Here is an 18,821-nt window from a genome sequence, read left to right as displayed (position 1 = left end):
ATCATGAACGCTCCAATCCAATCCGCAGCCGTGGCCGCGCCGTCGCGCGTCCCGGCCAAGACCCTGGCAGCCCTGCTGGGATTTCTCGTCATCGCGCTGTGCGCACCGTTCTTCGTCCAGACGTTCGGCGGCAACTACTGGGTGCGCGTGCTGGACTTCGCGCTGCTCTACATCATGCTGGCGCTAGGCCTGAATATCGTGGTGGGCTTTGCCGGCCTGCTCGACCTGGGCTACATCGCGTTCTACGCGGTAGGCGCCTACTGCATGGCGCTGCTCGGCTCGCCGCACCTGGCCAACCAGTTCGAGTGGATCCAGCAGCTGTTTCCGAACGGCATCCACCTGACGATGTGGCTGGTGTTGCCAATAGCGATTCTCGTGGCGGCCACGTTCGGCGTGCTGCTGGGGGCGCCTACGCTGAAGTTGCGGGGCGACTACCTGGCCATCGTGACGCTGGGCTTCGGTGAAATCATCCGTATTTTCATGAACAACCTGGACCGTCCGGTGAACATCACCAACGGGCCCAAGGGCATCACGGCGGTGGACCCGGTCCACATCTTCGGATTCGACTTCTCGAAATCGCACGAGATCTTCGGGATGAAGTTCACGCCGGTGTTCATGTATTACTACCTGCTGGTGTTCCTGGTCATCGTGATCGTGTTCGTCTGCCTGCGCCTGCAGAACTCGCGGATCGGACGCGCCTGGGTGGCCATCCGTGAAGACGAGATCGCGGCCAAGGCCATGGGCATCAACACCCGCAACATGAAGCTGCTGGCGTTTGCCATGGGCGCATCGTTCGGCGGTGCCTCGGGTGCCGTGTTCGGCGCGTTCCAGGGCTTCGTGTCGCCGGAATCGTTCACGCTGTGGGAATCGATCTACATCCTGGCCATCGTGGTGCTGGGCGGCATGGGCCATATCCCGGGCGTGATCCTGGGCGGCATCCTGCTGGTGGGCTTCCAGGAACTGCTGCGCGTGGTGGCGGAGCCGATGCAGACGGGCCTGTTCGGCCATGTGATCGTCGATGCGGAAGTGCTGCGTCAGCTGCTGTTCGGTCTGGCCCTGGTGGGTGTGATGCTGTATCGCCCGGCGGGCCTGTGGCCGTCGCCGCGCAAGGAAGATCGTCCGGTGGTGCGCCGGGCGGGCAGCGTGGGCCGTTTCTGAACAGGGGGATAACATGAGCAATTCCGATTTCCTCCTGTCCGTTCAGGGGGTCAACAAGCGTTTCGGCGGCCTGCAGGCGTTGTCCGATGTGGGCCTGCAGATCAAGCCCGGTGAAATCTATGGCCTGATCGGCCCGAACGGTGCGGGCAAGACCACGTTCTTCAATGTGATCACGGGCCTGTACACGCCGGATTCCGGCGAGTTCGTGCTGGGCGGCAAGCCGTACCAGCCCACGGCCGTGCATGAAGTGGCGCGGACCGGCATCGCACGTACGTTCCAGAACATCCGCCTGTTCGGCGAGATGACCGCGCTGGAAAACGTCATGGTGGGCCGCCACGTGCGGACCAAGGCCGGCATCTTCGGCGCCGTCTTCCGTCCGCCTTCGGTGCGTCGTGAAGAAGAAGGCATCGAGGACATGGCGCACGACCTGCTGGACTACGTGGGCATTGGCAAGTACGCCAACTTCACGTCGCGCAACCTGTCGTACGGCCACCAGCGCCGTCTGGAGATCGCCCGCGCGCTGGCTACCGAGCCGAAGCTTCTGGCGCTGGACGAACCGGCAGCCGGCATGAACGCCACCGAGAAGGTGGAGTTGCGCGGCCTGCTGGAGAAGATCAAGAACGATGGCAAGACCATCCTGCTGATCGAGCACGACGTGAAGCTGGTGATGGGTCTGTGCAACCGCCTGACCGTGCTCGATTACGGCAAGGTCATTGCGCAGGGCCTGCCGCACGAAGTCCAGAACAATCCTGCCGTGATCGAGGCTTACCTCGGCGCGTCGGCGCACTAAGGCCAGAAAGGCAGGAGCAAAGCAAATGACACAGACGATCCTGAAGATTTCCGGCCTGAAGGTGGCCTACGGCGGCATCCAGGCCGTCAAGGGCGTGGACCTGGAGATCCACGACGGCGAGCTCGTCACGCTGATCGGTGCCAATGGTGCCGGCAAGACCACGACCATGAAGGCCATCACCGGTCTGCAGGGCTGGGCGGGCGGCGACGTGGAGTACATGGGCAAATCCATCAAGGGCGTACCCAGCTACAAGCTGCTCAAGCAGGGGCTGGCGATGGTGCCGGAAGGCCGCGGCGTGTTCGCGCGCATGACCATCACCGAGAACCTGCAGATGGGCGCGTACACGCGCGACGACGAGGCCGGCATCAAGGCTGACATCGACCGCATGTTCGAGACCTTCCCGCGACTCAAGGAGCGTGCGAACCAGCTGGCCGGCACGATGTCCGGCGGCGAGCAGCAGATGCTGGCGATGGCGCGTGCGCTGATGAGCCAGCCGAAGCTGCTGCTGCTGGATGAACCGTCGATGGGTCTCTCGCCAATCATGGTCGAGAAGATCTTCGAGGTGGTGCGCACCGTCTCCGCACAGGGCGTGACCGTGCTGCTGGTGGAGCAGAACGCGCGCCTGGCGCTGCAGGCTGCGCATCGCGGCTACGTGATGGAGTCGGGCCTGGTGACGATGAGCGGTGACGCCAAGCAGATGCTGGATGACCCGAAGGTGAGGGCGGCGTATCTGGGGGAGTGAGCTCCCTGCCGCTGGGTTTCTCCCCTCTCCCGCCTGCGGGAGAGGGGAGCAAACAATCGGTCGACCTCTCGGCAATAAAAAAACCCGCTTCGCAGCGGGTTTTTTCTTTGTTACGCCAGCTTCTTCAGCAGCTCGCGCAGCATGCCGATCATCTGGTCGATCTCCTCGCGGGTCACGTTCAGGGCCGGCATGAAGCGCAGCAGGTTGGGGCGCGGGGCATTCAGCAGCAGGCCGGTCGGGTTCATCTCGCGCGCTTCTTCCACGATCTGCGGACCGATGTCCTTGCCCAGCACCAGTGCGCGCAGCAGACCTTCACCGCGCTCGCCGCCGAGGCCGAACTCGGCCGACAGCGCCAGCAGTTGCTCGCTCAGGTAGGCGGACTTGGCCTTCACGTCGTCGAGGAAGCCCGGCGCGGTCAGTTGCGAAATCACCGAGCTGCCCACGGCGGTCATCAGCGGGTTGCCGTTGTAGGTGCCGCCCTGATCGCCGGCTTCGAAGCTGGCCACATCGCTCTTGCACAGCAGGGCCGACAGCGGCACGCCGCCGCCGATGCCCTTGCCCAGCGTCATGATGTCCGGTTCCACGCCCGAGAGTTCGTAGGCGAACAGCGTGCCGCAGCGGCCGCAGCCGGTTTGCACTTCATCGACGATGAACAGCAGCTTGTGCTTGTCGGCCAGCGCGCGCAGGCCCTGCATGAACTCGCGCGTGGCGGGGATCACGCCGCCTTCGCCTTGCACCGGTTCCAGCATGATGCCGACGGTCTTGTCGGTGATCAGTGCCTCGACCGAAGCCAGGTTGTTCAGCTCGGCCTTGGGGAAGCCCGGCACCTGGGGTGCGAAGATCGTGTCCCAGCCAGCCTTGCCCGAAGCGCTCATGGTCGCCAGCGTGCGGCCATGGAAGCTGTGGTCCATCGTGATGATCTCGAACGCGCCGTTCTTGTGCTTGCGGCCCCACTTGCGCGCCAGCTTGATCGCGCCTTCATTGGCTTCGGCGCCGCTGTTGGCGAAGAAGACCTTGTCGAAGCAGCTGTTGTCGGTCAGTTGCTGGGCGAGCTTCAGCATCGGCTCGTTGTAGAACGCGGGGCTCGGGTTCAGCAGCTTGCGCGCCTGCTTTTCCAGCGCCTCGATCATGCCTTCGTTCGAATGGCCCAGCGAGTTGACGGCCCAGCCCTGCACGAAGTCCAGGTATCGCTTGCCGTTATGGTCCGTCAGCCACGAGCCCTTGCCTTCGGTGAAGACCAGCTCGGGACGGTTGGTGATGTACATCAGGGACTGGACGGGGAACTCAGCAAATGCCATGGCGGACTCCTGGGGTCGGCATGAAACGATGGACGGAGAAAAGCAAAAAGCCACGGGGGTTGCCCGTGGCTTGTCGACCTGAACAGACGCTATCTGCGGTCAGCCGCGCGGCACCCCGGTGGGGAGCAACGTACGTGCGCGGCGTCGGATGATGGCGGTGTTCATGGCGGCCAATATAAGGCGCATGCGCCCGGGTGTCAAAGCGAAATATGGCAGACCCGGGTGGCATTGTTGTGTCGGCGGAACGCGCGCGGCCCGGCTTAGGCCGCGCCGGCCGGGTGCAGATCGGCCTCGGACGTGAACGAATCGGCGAAGAACGCGTCCTCGTGAAGCTTGCACTGCGCGGAGAAATCCGTGCGTGCGGCGTTGACCATGACTGGCGCACCGCAGGCGTAGACCTCGTGGTTCGACAGATCCGGATGGTCGGCCATCACAGCCTGGTGCACGAAGCCCGTGCGACCGGACCAGTTGTCCTCGGCCGTGGCGTTCGAGATCACGGGCACGTACTGGAAGTTCGGCAGATCGCGGGCCCATTGCTCGCACAGCGCGTGCATGTACAGGTCCTGCGGACGGCGCCCGCCCCAGTACAGCGTCATCGGGCGCGTGATGCCGGTATAGGCGGCGTGCTCGACGATGGCCTTGATCGGCGCGAAGCCGGTGCCCGACGCCAGCAGGACGATGGGCTTGTCCGAATCCTCACGCAGGAAGAAGCTGCCCAGCGGACCTTCGAAGCGCAGGATGTCGCGCTCCTTCATGGCCGGCATGCCTTCCTTGGCGCCGAACACGTAGTCCGTGAACGTGCCGCCCGGCATGTGGCGGATGTGCAACTCGATCGGGCCTTCCTCATGCGGAGGCGTGGCGATGGAGTAGCTGCGGCGCTTGCCGTCGCGCAACAGGAATTCCACGTACTGGCCGGCCAGGAACTGCATGCGCTCGGTGGCGGGCAGTTGCAGCTTGATGGCGATGACGTCGTCGGCCAGGCGCTCCAGCGAGGCGACGCGGCACGGCACCTTCTTGATGGGAATGTCACCGGCGCCGTGGACTTCGCGGCACTCGATGGTGATGTCCGACGTGGCGTTGGCGCAGCAGAAGAGGGCGCGGCCCTCGGTCTTTTCCTGCGCCGTCAGTGCCGAGGCGGCGTGGTCGCCCTGGTGGATCGTGCCTTCGGTCACGCGGCCCTTGCAGGACCCGCATGCACCGTTCTTGCAGCCGTACGGCAGGCCGATACTATGGCGCAGCGCGGCGCCCAGGATGGTTTCGTCGGCAGCCACTTCGAACTTGTGGCCACTCGGCATGACGGTAACTTGATAAGCCATAATCGGGTCTATGAACCAAATTCTGTCGCCGCAAGCGGCGTTGTCTTCCCCGGGTGTGCGGCACGCGCGGCAGGGGCGCCGGCTGGGCCGTCCGCGCCTGCTGATCGTGGGCTGCGGTGACGTCGGCACGCGCGTCCTGCGCCTGCTGTCCACGCGGATGCGTGTGTTCGCCGTCACATCTCAGCCCTCGCGCCGGGACGCGCTGCGTCAGGCCGGTGCAGTGCCGCTGGTAGCCGATCTGGATCAGCCCGCCACGCTGTCACGCCTGGCGCATCTCGCGAGTCGCGTGATGAACCTGGCGCCGCCGCCCGGTCAGGGCGATGGCGATCCACGGTCGCGCGCGTTGCTGGGGACGTTGCGGCGCGCGGCCTGGCGCCGGGCGCGGACCATGCGTTATGGCACCAGTCCCGGCGAGGCCGCCATTCTACCCGAGCGGGGCTGGCACCGCGCGTTTGAGGCGTCCACGCGCCACCGCGCCAACGGGGCGTACATCTACGCCAGCACGACCGGCGTCTATGGCGACCGCGGCGGGGCCCGCGTCAAGGAATTCCACGCGGTCCGGCCGCAGACTGCCCGTGCGCGCCGACGCGTGGCGGCGGAGTCGGCGGTGCGGCGCTTTGGGCGCGATGCGGGCTGGCGCGCCAGCATCGTCCGGATTCCCGGCATCTACGCCGAAGACCGCTTGCCGGTGGCCCGCCTGAACAAGGGCACGCCGGCGTTGGCGCCCCAGGACGATGTCTACACCAGCCATATCCACGCCGACGATCTGGCCCGCACGATGATCGCATCGCTCTGGCGCGGACGTCCCCAGCGCGTGGTCCATGCCAGCGACGACACGGAACTGCGCATGGCCGACTACTTCGACCTCGTGGCCGACCGCAAGGGTTTGCCACGCCCGCCTCGCATCAGTCGCCAGCAGGCGCGCGAGACCATCGACGCCAACCTCCTGAGCTTCATGAGCGAATCGCGCCGGCTGGACAACGGTCGGCTGAAGCGGGAATTGCGGGTGAGGTTGAGGTATCCGACGGTGGCGGCGTTTTTTGATCGCTGAGGTCTGAATCTCCGGTGGTTTCTCCTCTCTCCCGCGTTGCGGGAGAGGGGCGGGGGAGAGGGCCAGCGGTGCAAATTGTGATGTGGTCGGCAAGCAGACCCTCCCGCCCTCTCCCCTAACCCCTCTCCCACTTCGCGGGAGAGGGGAATAACACAAGCGGGTTTGTGAGGCATGGCTCTTGCTCTTCTCTCCGTCTAGCCATCCTGTCTATACAACATTGGTGCATCCCTGCGCCCAATCGTCCATTTCCGGTGCACATCCTCAGGTAAACCCCGGGTTTGACTTGTATATACAGGCTGGTACATTGCCCGTCAGGTCCAGGGAGACGGGACCCCCACTACCCAGAACGACGCCCACAGGGAGCCGACAGCATGAAGCTGCACCGCCGCGCCGCATTGATCGTTACCTCCGCGCTATTTGCCACAGCCGCCCACGCCCAGAACACGCCGGTGACCATCGGCATGAGCGGATGGACGGGTTTTGCGCCGCTGACGCTGGCCGAGAAGGCCGGCATCTTCAAGAAGAACGGTGTCGATGTGGAGATCAAGATGATCCCGCAGAAGGACCGGCATCTGGCGCTGGCGTCGGGCGCGATCCAGTGCGCAGCCACTACGGTGGAGACGCATGTGGCGTGGAATGCCAATGGCGTGCCGATCACGCAGATCGTGCAGCTCGACAAGTCGTATGGTGCCGATGGCCTGGCCGTGCGCGGCGATGTCAAGGGGTTCGCGGATCTCAAGGGCAAGACCATCGGCGTGGATGCGCCGGGCACCGCGCCGTACTTCGGACTGGCCTGGATGCTCAAGAAGAACGGCATGACGCTCAAGGATGTGAAGCTGACCACGCTGTCGCCGCAGGCCGCCGCGCAGGCATTTGTGGCGGGTCAGAACGATGGCGCGATGACCTATGAGCCGTATCTGTCGACGGTTCGCGCCAACCCGGACAAGGGCAAGATCCTGGCCACCACGCTCGACTATCCGATGGTGACCGATACGCTGGGCTGCGCGCCGAAGTGGCTCAAGGACAATCCCAAGGCTGCGCAGGCACTGGTCGACAGCTATTTCGAAGCGCTGGAGATGATCCGCAAGGACCCGGTGAAATCCAACGAGATCATGGGTGCGGCCGTGAAGCAGACCGGCGAGCAGTTTGCGAAATCTTCCGCTTACCTGCGCTGGCAGGACAAGGACGCCAACAAGACCTTCTTCGCGGGAGAACTGGCCAGCTTCAGCAAGGAAGCGGCCGATGTGCTCAAGGACATCGGCGTGATCCGCCAGGTGCCCGACGTGACGGCGCTCTATGACGCCCGGTTCCTCAAGTAAGCGGGAGGCAGGCATGTCGCAATCGCCTACGCCGACGATGACCACGCGCGCCCCCGCGCCCATTGTCTCCACGTCCAACGACCGCGCACCGCGCGCGCGTCATCCGTGGCTGTCGCCGCTGGTGCCGGTGTCGTCGCGGGCGCGCTGGGTACTCGGCCTGTCGTTCTTCGTCCTGTTCTTTGCGATCTGGGCGATGGCGACGCTCGGCGGTTTTGTCTCGCGCACGTTCCTGGCCGATCCGCTGACGATGGCGCGCGAAGGCTGGGCGCTGTTCACCGAGTACGGTTTCATCGGCGATATCGGCATGACAGTGTGGCGCGTGCTCGGCGGCTTCGTGCTGGCTGCCGTGCTGGCCGTGCCGCTCGGCATCCTGATGGGTGCCTACAAGGCGGCCGAGGCATTCTTCGAGCCGTTCGTGTCGTTCTGCCGATACCTGCCGGCGTCCGCATTCATTCCGCTGCTGATCCTGTGGGCCGGCATCGGCGAGACGCAGAAGCTGCTGGTGATCTTTATCGGATCGTTCTTCCAGATCGTGCTGATGGTGGCCGTGACGGTGGGCGGCGCGCGCAAGGATCTGGTGGAGGCCGCTTACACGTTGGGCGCCACGCCGCGCGGCATCGTGCGGCGCGTGCTGATTCCGGGTGCGGCGCCGGACATCGCGGAAATCCTGCGACTCGTGCTGGGTTGGGCGTGGACCTACGTGATCGTGGCCGAGTTGATCGGTTCGTCGTCGGGCATCGGACACATGATCACGGATAGCCAGGCGCTGCTCAACACCGGACAGATCATCTTCGGCATCATCGTCATCGGCTGCATCGGCCTGATCTCCGACCTCGTCTTCAAGCTGGCCAACCAGCGCCTGTTTCCCTGGAGTGCCATCAAATGAGCGCGCTGTCGATCCAGCAGGTATCGCGGACCTTTGCCAACCCGAACGGTGGCAGCACGCAGGCGTTGCTGCCCGTCGATTTCGAGGTACGCGACAACGATTTCGTGACGATCCTCGGGCCATCGGGCTGCGGCAAGTCCACGCTGCTGCGCATTGTGGCGGGACTCGATACGCCAAGCGGCGGACGCGTATTGCTCGATGGGCAGGCGGTGGCCGGACCGGGCGCGGACCGCGGCATGGTATTCCAGTCGTACACGCTGTTTCCGTGGCTGACCATTGCGCAGAACGTGCGCTTTGGCCTGCGCGAGCGCGGCATGAGCGAGGCCGAGCAGAAAGAGCGCAGCGATTTCTTCATCGCGCGCGTGGGGCTGCGCGGTTTCGAGCAGCACTTCCCGAAGCAGTTGTCGGGTGGCATGCAGCAGCGCACGGCTATTGCGCGGGCGCTGGCCAACGATCCCAAGATCCTGCTGCTCGACGAGCCGTTCGGTGCGCTCGACAACCAGACGCGCGTGCTGATGCAGGAGTTGCTGCTTGGCATCTGGGAGTCGCATCGCAAGACGGTATTATTCGTGACGCACGATATCGACGAGGCCATTTTCATGGCGAACCGCGTGGCGGTGTTTTCCGCGCGGCCGGGTCGGATCAAGAGCGAGATCGCGGTGGATTTCCCCCATCCGCGCCATTACACGATCAAGACGTCGCCCGAATTTTCCGTGCTCAAGGCACGACTGACGGAAGAGATTCGCGCCGAGGCCATGGCTTCGGCGGAGCACTGAGCGACATCCTCAACGCATCATGAACGCATCCGCCAATCAGGCACCTTCCCCCGCATCGCCGAACGGTCCCGCTGCGCTGTACCAGCAGGTCAAGGCGTATATCGCGACCCAGATCCAGAGCGGCGCGTGGCTGCCCGGCGACCGTGTGCCGTCGGAGCAGGAGCTTGTGAACCGCTTCTCGGTATCGCGCATGACGGTCAACCGTGCGCTGCGCGAGTTGTCGGAGCAGGGCAGGGTGGTGCGCGTGGCTGGCGTTGGCACTTTCGTCGCGGAGCACAAGCCGCAGTCCACGCTGCTGTCGGTGGTGAATCTGCAGGACGAGATCCGCCTGCGCGGCCATGACTATGCGTGCGATGTGATTCTGGTGGAGCGTGTCTCGGCATCGATCGAAGTGGCCGCGGCGCTGGAGTTGCGTACGGGTGAGTCGGTGTATCACTCGATCTGCATTCATCGCGAGGATGGCGTGCCGGTGCAACTGGAAGACCGCTACGTGAATCCGCGCGCGGCGCCCGACTTCATCGCGCAGGATTTTTCCGATACGCAGCCCGGCGAGTACCTGCTGCGCAACGTGCCCTACGATCAGGTGGAGCATGTGGTGGATGCGATAGCTGCCACGCCCGAGCAGGCCGTGCAGCTTGAGATGCCGCCCACCCAGCCCTGCCTGCTGCTGACGCGCCGCACCTGGACGCATGGCGTGCCCGTGACCTTCGTGCGCTGCCTGCATCCGGGCAACCGGTATCGGCTGGGCAGCCGTTTTCGTGCCGACGGCAATCCCGCCTTCGGCTAGGACAGTAGCCTGAGGCCAACCAAAAGTTGGTCCCAGGTTTTATTTTCGACTAACCTGTATAGACAGGCGCATACAAGGCGTCTGACATGACAACACAGACCATGACGCAAGATTCCCGCTCTCTCCTGACCCTCCATCCTGGCCACGTCTCGCTGGACGATCTGCGCCGCATCCATCGTGGCGAAGTGCGTCTGTCGATAGCCGACAGTGCGTGGGCCGGGGTGCGCGCCGCGCAGGCCACGGTGCAGGACATCATTGATGCCGACGCGGTGGTCTACGGTATCAATACCGGCTTCGGCAAGTTGGCCCAGTCGCGCATCCCTCACGACAAGTTGGCCGAGCTGCAGCGCAATCTGGTGTTGTCGCATAGCGTGGGCACGGGCCCGGACCTCGCGCCCGATACCGTGCGGATGATCCTGGCCATCAAGGCCGTGAGCCTCGCGCGTGGACACTCGGGCGTGCGTCCGGAATTGATCGAGGCGCTGCTGGCACTCGCCAATCACGGTGTGACGCCATGCATCCCGGCCAAGGGATCGGTCGGTGCGTCGGGCGATCTGGCACCGCTCGCGCACATGTCTTGCACGCTGATCGGCGTGGGCGATGTGATGATCGACGGTCAGCGCGTCAGTGCCGCGCAAGGACTGGAGCACGCGGGCCTGCAACCGTTCACGCTGGGACCGAAGGAGGGGCTGGCGCTGCTCAACGGCACGCAGGTCTCCACGGCGCTGGCGCTGGCCGGATTGTTCGCCGCCGAAGATGCATTCGCGGCGGGACTCGTGGCGGGCGCGCTGTCGCTGGAAGCGATCAAGGGGTCGGTCAAGCCGTTCGATGAACGCATTCACGAAGCACGGGGTCAAGTCGGACAGATCGCCGTGGCCGGTGCGGTGCGCGCGATGCTCGAAGGTAGCGATATCGTCGATTCGCACAAGGCATGTGGCCGCGTGCAAGATCCGTATTCGATTCGCTGCCAGCCGCAGGTGATGGGCGCGTGCCTCGACAACCTGACTCACGCCGCGCGCATCCTGCGTATCGAAGCCAACGCGGCATCGGACAACCCACTGGTGTTTGCCGAGCAGGGCGATGTGGTGTCGGGTGGCAACTTCCATGCGGAACCAGTGGCATTTGCGGCCGACATCCTTGCACTCGCCATCGCAGAGATCGGCGCGATCTCCGAGCGCCGCCTGGCACTGCTGCTCGACACGGGACTGTCGGGTTTGCCACCGTTCCTCGTGCGCGATGGCGGCCTGAACTCGGGCTTCATGATCGCGCAGGTCACGGCAGCGGCGCTCGCATCCGAGAACAAGTCGCTCTCGCATCCGTCGAGCGTGGACAGCCTGCCAACTTCGGCCAATCAGGAAGATCACGTATCGATGGCGACGTACGGCGCGCGTCGTCTCGGCGAGATGGCCGCCAACACGGCGGTGATCGTCGGCATCGAAGCGATGGCCGCTGCGCAAGGCATCGAATTCAGCCGGCCGCTGAAGTCCTCGCCGCTGATCGAACAGGAACTGGCGCGCATCCGCAGCCGCGTGGCCTTCGTGGAATCGGATCGTTATCTCGCACCCGATATCGAGGCGATGAAGCAGTGGGTAGTGCAGGGTGATGCGGGGGCGGGGTGGCCTGAGGCGGTACGCGAGATCTTGCCGACCAATACGGGTGTTTGAACCGCCTGCCCTCTCCCCCGCCCCTCTCCCGCTTGCGGGAGAGGGGAGAAAACCGAACGCATATTGAAAGAGACAACCATGAACGCTAACGAACGTCAATTCAGCACCGCGCGCGGCCAGCGCGAAATCCGCGCCCCGCGTGGCACGCAACTGCACTGCAAGAACTGGCTCATCGAAGCGGCCTATCGCATGCTGCAGAACAACCTCGATCCCGATGTGGCGGAGCGTCCGCAGGACCTCGTGGTCTATGGCGGCATTGGCAAGGCCGCGCGCAACTGGGAGTGTTTCGACGCCATCCTCGACAGCCTGCGTCGCCTCGGCGAAGAAGAATCGCTGCTCGTGCAATCCGGCAAACCGGTGGGCGTGTTCCGCACGCATGCCGATGCGCCGCGCGTGCTGATCGCCAATTCGAACCTCGTGCCGCACTGGGCCAACTGGGATCACTTCAACGAACTCGATCGTGCTGGCCTGATGATGTACGGCCAGATGACGGCGGGTTCGTGGATCTACATCGGCACACAAGGCATTGTGCAGGGCACGTTTGAGACGTTCGTCGAAGCGGGCAATCAGCACTTCGGCGGCAACCTGACCGGCAAGTGGATTCTGACTGCGGGGCTCGGCGGCATGGGCGGCGCGCAGCCGCTGGCCGGTGTGCTGGCCGGTGCGTGCGTGCTGACGATCGAGTGCCAGGAGTCGCGCATCGACTTCCGCATCCGTACCCGCTATCTCGACAAGAAGGCCACGACGCTCGATGAAGCGCTGGCCATGATCGACACGGCGACGAAGAATGGCGAAGCGATCTCCGTGGGTTTGCTCGGCAACGCGGCGGAGATCGTGCCGGAACTCGTGCGTCGTGCGCAGGCCGGTGGTATCCGTCCGGACATCGTCACGGACCAGACCTCGGCCCATGATCTCGTCAACGGCTATCTGCCCGAAGGCTGGACCGTCGCGCAATGGGAAGACCTGCGCCAGCGCGATCCGAAGGCGGTGGAAGCGGCAGCGCGCGCATCCATCGTCAAGCATGTGAATGCGATGCTCGCGTTCCAGCAGATGGGTGTGCCCACGCTTGATTACGGCAACAACATCCGACAGGTAGCGTTCGACGAAGGCGTGAAGAACGCGTTCGATTTTCCGGGCTTTGTGCCGGCGTATATCCGTCCGCTGTTCTGTCGCGGCAAGGGGCCGTTCCGCTGGGTGGCGCTGTCGGGCGATCCCGAGGATATCTACAAGACCGATGCCAAGATGAAGGAGCTGTTCCCCGAGGACAAGCACCTGCACCGCTGGCTCGACATGGCGCGCGAGCGCATTGCGTTCCAGGGCCTGCCTGCGCGCATCTGCTGGGTGGGTCTCGACGAACGCCATCGCGCCGGTCTCGCGTTCAATGAAATGGTGAAGTCGGGCGAGCTGAAGGCGCCGGTCGTGATCGGTCGCGATCATCTCGATTGCGGCTCGGTGGCGTCACCGAATCGCGAAACGGAATCGATGCGCGATGGCTCCGATGCGGTATCCGATTGGCCGCTGCTCAACGCGCTGCTGAACACAGCGGGCGGCGCGACGTGGGTGAGCCTGCATCACGGCGGTGGCGTCGGCATGGGCTTCTCGCAGCATTCGGGCGTGGTCATCGTCTGCGATGGGACCGACGCCGCAGCCAGGCGCATCGAGCGCGTGCTCTGGAACGATCCAGCCACTGGCGTGATGCGTCATGCCGATGCGGGCTACGACATCGCCATCGATTGCGCGAAGGAGAAGGGACTCGACCTGCCAATGGTGAATCGCTGATGGCTTTGAAGACGTTTGCGCTGGCCGACATTGCTCCCACGCCGTGGAAGAACGGTGGCGGCACCACGCGCGAGATTGCGGTGTGGCCGCCAGGTGCGGGCATGGAGAGTTTTGCGTGGCGTATCAGCGTGGCCGATATCGCGACCGATGGTCCGTTTTCGGCGTTCCCCGGCATCGATCGACAGATCGTGTTGCTCGATGGCAATGGCGTGCATCTGCAAGCGCATGACGATTCGTTCTGCCACAAGCTCGTGCGCGTGGGTGAACCGTTCGCGTTCTCTGGCGACACCGACGTGCATGCCACACTGGTGGATGGTGCCACGCGCGACTTCAACGTGATGACACGCCGTGGCGTCTGCCGTGCGGAGATCAACCTGAAACGCCAGCCGTTCACAGTTGTACCCACCGATGCCATGGCGCTGCTGCTGGTATTGCGCGGCACGTGGAACGATGGCGATGGCATGCAACTCGCCGAGGGCGAGGGCGTATGGTTGCCGCTCGGCACACCGGCCCTCACCATGACGCATACGGATATTGCCGCGCTATGCCTGCGTGTGACCCTGCATATGGAGCCGTAACGATGACTCGCACCGACGCGCCGTCTGCCGACGGCATCTGGCATCACTGCCACCTGCTGCCCGATGGCAACATCGATCGCGCCATACGTGTTGGGGCGCTTGTCGTTGAGGAGGGTCGCATTGTGTGGCTGGGGCCGCTGGCAGCGTTGCCCGATGGACTTGCACACCTTCCGCGTCATGATGCGAACGGCGCCTGGATCACGCCCGGTCTGGTCGATTGTCATACGCACCTGGTCTATGGCGGCCAGCGCGCCGACGAGTTTGCGATGCGGCTGGCGGGTGCCAGCTACGAAGACATCGCGCGTGCGGGTGGCGGCATCGTCTCCACCGTGCGTGCCACGCGCGAGGCCGATGAAGCCACGCTGTTCGCACAGGCCGCGCCGCGTCTCGAAGCCCTGCTGGCCGAAGGCGTGACGGCCATCGAGATCAAGTCTGGTTATGGCCTGTCTCTCGATGCCGAACGCAAGCAATTGCGCGTGGCGCGGCAACTTGGCGAGGCGTATGGCGTGTCGGTGTACACGACGTTCCTCGGCGCCCATGCGCTGCCGCCCGAGTACGCGGGGCGAGCCGATGACTATATCGATCTCGTCTGCAACGCGATGCTGCCCGCGCTGGCAGAAGAAAAGCTGGTCGATGCCGTCGATGCGTTCTGTGAAGGCATCGGCTTCTCGCCCGCGCAGACCACACGAGTTTTCGACGCCGCCGCGCGATATGGCCTGCCGGTCAAGCTGCATGCGGAGCAACTGAGCAACCTCGGCGGCGCTGCGCTCGCTGCACGGCATGGGGCGTTGTCCGCGGACCACCTCGAACATCTGGACGAAGCTGGTGTGGCAGCGATGGCCGAGGCCGGCACGGTAGCGGTGTTGCTGCCGGGCGCCTACTATTTCCTGCGGGACACGCATCTGCCGCCGCTGGCGTTGCTGCGTCAGTACGGCGTGCCCGTGGCGATTTCCACTGATCACAATCCGGGCACCTCGCCCACTACGTCGCTGCTGCTGATGATGAACATGGCCTGTACGTTGTTCCGCATGACCGTGCCCGAGGTGCTGGCCGGTGTGACCACTCACGCGGCGCGCGCACTTGGTGCTTCGGATCGTCACGGCGCGCTGGCCGTGGGACGTAGCGCTGATTTCGCGCTGTGGCAAATCGCTTCACCGGCCGAACTGGCGTACTGGTTCGGTCGCAATCCGTGCGTGGGCGTGGTGCGGCAAGGCAAGGTGTATCGATGAACGACGGCAAGCTCTTTGCATCGTGGGCGCTGCTGCCCGAAGGCTGGGCACAGGACGTGCTGCTGACATGGGATGCGCAGGGTGCGCTTGCATCGGTCGACACCGGAGTGACACCCGATGCGTCAGTGCCACGCGCCGTCGGCCCGATATTGCCCGGCATGCCGAACCTGCACTCGCACGCGTTCCAGCGCGGTTTTGCAGGACTGACCGAATATCGTAGCGTGGCACCGGGCGACGATCCTGCAGGCGGCGACTCGTTCTGGAGCTGGCGCACGTTGATGTACCGCTTCGCACTGCGGCTCTCGCCCGATGCACTGGAAGCCATTGCCACGCAGCTGTATATCGAGATGCTGCGCGCCGGCTACACCAGCGTGTGCGAATTCCACTACGTGCATCACGATGCCGATGGCAAGCCCTATGCCGACCGCGTGGAGATGTCGCTGCGCTTGCTGCGCGCGGCGCAGGCTGCCGGTATTGGCATGACACTGCTGCCGGTGCTGTACCAGACGGCCGGGTTTGGCGACAAGCCCGCGCAGGCCGATCAGCGCCGCTTCCTGAACGATGTCGATGCCATGCACACGCTGCTCGAACGTCTGGCGCCGCATTGCGCGGCCTATGGCGCGCGGCTTGGCCTCGCCCCGCATTCACTGCGCGCGGTGCCGCCGCAGAGCCTGAAGCATGCGGTGACGGCGCTGCACGCAGTGGATGCCACGGCACCCATACACATCCACATCGCCGAGCAACAAAAAGAAGTGGACGATTGCCTGGCATGGTGTGGTGTGCGTCCCGTGCAATGGCTGCTCGACCACATGCCGGTGGATCAGCGCTGGTGTCTGGTCCACGCCACGCATATGGATTGGGATGAACGGCGGCGGCTGGCGCAGAGCGGCGCGGTGGCTGGCATCTGCCCGACCACCGAGGCCAACCTGGGAGATGGCGTGTTTGACGCAGCGCCGTACCTTGCGCTGGGCGGCGCCTGGGGCGTGGGTTCGGACAGCCATGCGAGCGTGAGTGCGGCAGAGGAACTTCGGACTTTCGAATACGGCCAGCGTCTGGGTCTGCAACGCCGCAACGTGCTGGCGTCTGAGCGTCACCCACAAGTGGCGGACCGTCTGTGGCTGGATGCGGTGGCGGGCGGCACGCGCGCAGCGGCGCGCAATGTGGCGGGACTGGCAGTCGGGCAGCGCGCCGACTTCCTCGTGCTCGATGGCGCGCATCCCACGCTGGCGGGACTCGACGGACCGCGTGCACTAGCCACGCATGTGTTCGCGAGCCACGGGCATGAGACACTTGCGGAAGTCCGCACGGGCGGCGTGCGTCGCGTGCAACATGGCGCGCATCCGCTCCAGGCCGAGGCCGGACGGTTGTTCGCCGAAGCGCGCACACGCCTGCTGGCCGACTGAATCGCACGAATTTTTCAGCACCCAAGCATTTCCAAGCGCCCCTGAAATCCGATGTCCGCCTTTACCACCGATATCCCCGCTTTCACCCTGCAGCGCGGCACGCGTCCGCTGCTGATCTCGATGCCGCACGTCGGCACGCATGTTCCTGCGCAACTGGCGTCGCGCTTCACGCCCGAGGCGCGCACCGTGCCCGACACCGACTGGCACATGGATCGCCTCTACGATTTCGCGCGTGAGTTAGGCGCGTCGATCCTGATGGCGACGCACTCGCGCTACGTGGTGGACTTGAACCGCCCGCCCGATAACGCGAATCTCTATCCGGGCCAGGACACTACGGGCCTGTGCCCGGTCGATACGTTCGACAAGACGCCGGTCTATGCCGATGGCACGCATGGTCCCGACGATGCCGAGATCGCGCTGCGCCGCGACGCCGTCTGGCATCCGTACCACAACGCGCTGCAGGAAGAACTGAAACGCCTGCGCGATGCGCACGGCACCATCGCATTGTGGGATGCACACTCGATCCGCTCGGTGCTGCCACGTTTCTTCGAAGGCAAGCTGCCCGACTTCAACCTGGGCACCGCCGATGGCAAGAGTTGCGATGCAGGGCTTGCTGCCAGCCTGTTCGAGATCGCGAACGGTGTGCCGAATCACACCGCCGCGCTGAACGGCCGTTTCAAGGGCGGCTACATCACGCGCCAATACGGCAAACCAGCGGATGGCATCCACGCCATCCAGCTGGAACAGACACAGTCTTCCTATATGGAAGAGATGTACCCGTTTGCCTACGACCAGGGCAAGGCCGCGAACATCCGCCCGGCCATACGCCAGATGCTGGAGACGGTGTTGGGGTTCGTGGAAGCGCGCTGAGCCAGCCAGGGCTTGCTCACTGATAGCTCATTGTGAAGGTGGCAAGCCCGACGACCGTGCCCGGGGTCACCGCGCCCGTGGCGACATATTCCGCGATAAACAAAATATCCGAGGTCGTCTCGGATGGCCCCACCAGGAACTGATTGAAGTTCCGGGGGTTCGGGGAGTCTGGTCCGTAGCGCACGGCCCGTCCCGATGGTCCCGTGATCTGCAACCGCACGCCTCGGGCGGTGGAGTCTGGTGTCAGCGTCAGCCGATCTGTCCGGTTGCCGGGAGTGGTGACATCGCTGAATGTCATATACACCCGCACTCGGGAATCGCTCGGGCATGCGATGTTGATGCGGAAAGGTGTGGCGCCAGCCGCAGCGCCGCCTTGGACTAGCGACGCTCGGGAGACGGTTGGCATCGAAACACCGACGCTGGGCGTGGTGACGCTGCAGGATCTGGCAGTGATGTTCGAATTGACGATGGCTACCGACGACAGCGTCGGGGATGTCACGTCATACGGGATGTTGTGGCTGACCAGCCGGAAGAGTTCCCCGATCGACAGCGGTCCGCTGACGGTTATCGAGCCGGTCTTGATCAGCTGGTAAGTGAATGTGGCATGGCCGGAGACACCGGCCGCGTTGACGCGTCGCGTGAAGTTGTTCGGTCCAAATGAACGCAATGACGACATGACCGTGTCGTACTCCACGCTGACGACCCGTATCCCGATGCCGGGCATGCCGGTTTCCCAGGAACTGGGAACGGTGAGGGAGACCGGGCGTTGCGTATACATCTGCAGGAAGAAGCCCGGGTACCTGCCCCACATCCACCAGGGCGCATTCGGCGGGCAATTGAAGGTGGTTACGCTCGAGCGAATCTCGCTTAGCGGCGCACCTATGGGTGCGTCGCGCGCGATGTTGATGTCATTGAAGGTGATCGTCGTCGGCGTGGTCGACAATGTGCACTGCAACGGCGGCGGATATTGGGCGTGCGCACCTGGGGACATTCCCAGGCAGCCCAAAGCCATCATCAGTGATGCCGGCATGGATAGCCAGCCGCTACGAACTGGATTGAACAAGGCCAACTCCGCAGGACGCGATGAGGCCAAAGTCTATGAAACGTCGCTTGTTACAGATATCGTCAATCAACGAAATCGGAAGTCTTCCGAGTTCTTTCTGGTGTGGGGTTGC

The 18,821-nt window shown here is 64.4% G+C and carries 17 protein-coding genes; 14 read left to right on the top strand and 3 right to left on the bottom strand.

The window, feature by feature from the left end:
- Window positions 1–3: 3 nt before the first annotated feature.
- From GA566_RS12810 to GA566_RS12800, 3 genes are read left to right on the top strand one after another with little or no spacing between them, the layout of a single operon-like run.
- Window positions 4–1,158: an ABC transporter ATP-binding protein gene (locus GA566_RS12810; RefSeq protein WP_137926112.1), complete on the top strand. Its 1,155-nt coding sequence runs from the start codon at window positions 4–6 to the stop codon at window positions 1,156–1,158.
- A 13-nt stretch (window positions 1,159–1,171) separates the two neighbouring features.
- Window positions 1,172–1,948 (top strand): ABC transporter ATP-binding protein, encoded by a 777-nt coding sequence (locus GA566_RS12805; protein ID WP_137926113.1) that lies wholly within the window; start codon window positions 1,172–1,174, stop codon window positions 1,946–1,948.
- A 25-nt stretch (window positions 1,949–1,973) separates the two neighbouring features.
- On the top strand, window positions 1,974–2,690 hold the full coding sequence (locus tag GA566_RS12800) for an ABC transporter ATP-binding protein (RefSeq protein WP_137926114.1): 717 nt from the start codon (window positions 1,974–1,976) through the stop codon (window positions 2,688–2,690).
- A 110-nt stretch (window positions 2,691–2,800) separates the two neighbouring features.
- On the opposite strand, the gene GA566_RS12795 is transcribed toward GA566_RS12800, so the two are convergent.
- On the bottom strand, window positions 2,801–3,988 hold the full coding sequence (locus tag GA566_RS12795; protein WP_137926115.1) for an acetylornithine transaminase: 1,188 nt from the start codon (window positions 3,986–3,988) through the stop codon (window positions 2,801–2,803).
- A gap of 260 nt (window positions 3,989–4,248) precedes the next feature.
- Complete coding sequence (locus GA566_RS12790; protein ID WP_137926116.1) at window positions 4,249–5,304, bottom strand: CDP-6-deoxy-delta-3,4-glucoseen reductase; 1,056 nt, start codon at window positions 5,302–5,304, stop codon at window positions 4,249–4,251.
- Between the two features lie 10 nt (window positions 5,305–5,314).
- Between GA566_RS12790 and GA566_RS12785 the strand changes: the two genes are divergently transcribed.
- From GA566_RS12785 to hutG, 11 genes are all read left to right on the top strand, one after another.
- Complete coding sequence (locus GA566_RS12785; RefSeq protein WP_137926117.1) at window positions 5,315–6,355, top strand: NAD-dependent epimerase/dehydratase family protein; 1,041 nt, start codon at window positions 5,315–5,317, stop codon at window positions 6,353–6,355.
- 371 nt (window positions 6,356–6,726) lie between these two features.
- Entirely contained in the window at window positions 6,727–7,674 is a 948-nt protein-coding gene (locus tag GA566_RS12780) for an ABC transporter substrate-binding protein (protein ID WP_160472921.1), read from the top strand.
- Window positions 7,675–7,711: 37 nt separating this feature from the next.
- Complete coding sequence (locus GA566_RS12775; protein ID WP_370459306.1) at window positions 7,712–8,560, top strand: ABC transporter permease; 849 nt, start codon at window positions 7,712–7,714, stop codon at window positions 8,558–8,560.
- Window positions 8,557–9,336: an ABC transporter ATP-binding protein gene (locus GA566_RS12770; protein ID WP_137926120.1), complete on the top strand. Its 780-nt coding sequence runs from the start codon at window positions 8,557–8,559 to the stop codon at window positions 9,334–9,336. The genes GA566_RS12775 and GA566_RS12770 overlap by 4 nt, the downstream gene beginning before the upstream one ends.
- A gap of 19 nt (window positions 9,337–9,355) precedes the next feature.
- Window positions 9,356–10,123 (top strand): histidine utilization repressor, encoded by a 768-nt coding sequence (gene hutC, locus GA566_RS12765; protein WP_160472919.1) that lies wholly within the window; start codon window positions 9,356–9,358, stop codon window positions 10,121–10,123.
- 86 nt (window positions 10,124–10,209) lie between these two features.
- Window positions 10,210–11,787, top strand: coding sequence for a histidine ammonia-lyase (gene hutH, locus GA566_RS12760; RefSeq protein WP_160472918.1), 1,578 nt, complete (start codon window positions 10,210–10,212; stop codon window positions 11,785–11,787).
- Window positions 11,788–11,865: 78 nt separating this feature from the next.
- Window positions 11,866–13,566: a urocanate hydratase gene (gene hutU, locus GA566_RS12755; protein WP_160472917.1), complete on the top strand. Its 1,701-nt coding sequence runs from the start codon at window positions 11,866–11,868 to the stop codon at window positions 13,564–13,566.
- The gene (locus tag GA566_RS12750) at window positions 13,566–14,144 is read left to right on the top strand and encodes a HutD family protein (RefSeq protein ID WP_160472916.1); all 579 of its coding nucleotides are present in this window, start codon (window positions 13,566–13,568) and stop codon (window positions 14,142–14,144) included. The genes hutU and GA566_RS12750 overlap by 1 nt, the downstream gene beginning before the upstream one ends.
- Before the next feature lie 2 nt (window positions 14,145–14,146).
- Window positions 14,147–15,373, top strand: a complete 1,227-nt coding sequence (gene hutI, locus GA566_RS12745) for an imidazolonepropionase (RefSeq protein ID WP_160472915.1) — start codon at window positions 14,147–14,149, stop codon at window positions 15,371–15,373.
- Entirely contained in the window at window positions 15,370–16,776 is a 1,407-nt protein-coding gene (locus tag GA566_RS12740) for a formimidoylglutamate deiminase (protein ID WP_160472914.1), read from the top strand. The genes hutI and GA566_RS12740 overlap by 4 nt, the downstream gene beginning before the upstream one ends.
- Before the next feature lie 51 nt (window positions 16,777–16,827).
- Window positions 16,828–17,646, top strand: a complete 819-nt coding sequence (gene hutG / locus GA566_RS12735) for an N-formylglutamate deformylase (protein WP_160472913.1) — start codon at window positions 16,828–16,830, stop codon at window positions 17,644–17,646.
- A gap of 16 nt (window positions 17,647–17,662) precedes the next feature.
- On the opposite strand, the gene GA566_RS12730 is transcribed toward hutG, so the two are convergent.
- On the bottom strand, window positions 17,663–18,709 hold the full coding sequence (locus GA566_RS12730; protein WP_137926128.1) for a fimbrial protein: 1,047 nt from the start codon (window positions 18,707–18,709) through the stop codon (window positions 17,663–17,665).
- Window positions 18,710–18,821: the final 112 nt, after the last annotated feature.

This window comes from Cupriavidus sp. SW-Y-13 (assembly GCF_009793345.1).
In the GTDB taxonomy this organism is placed as follows: domain Bacteria; phylum Pseudomonadota; class Gammaproteobacteria; order Burkholderiales; family Burkholderiaceae; genus Cupriavidus.
Note: the sequence above shows the minus strand (reverse complement) of the source record. Positions and strands in the feature narration are given on the sequence as shown.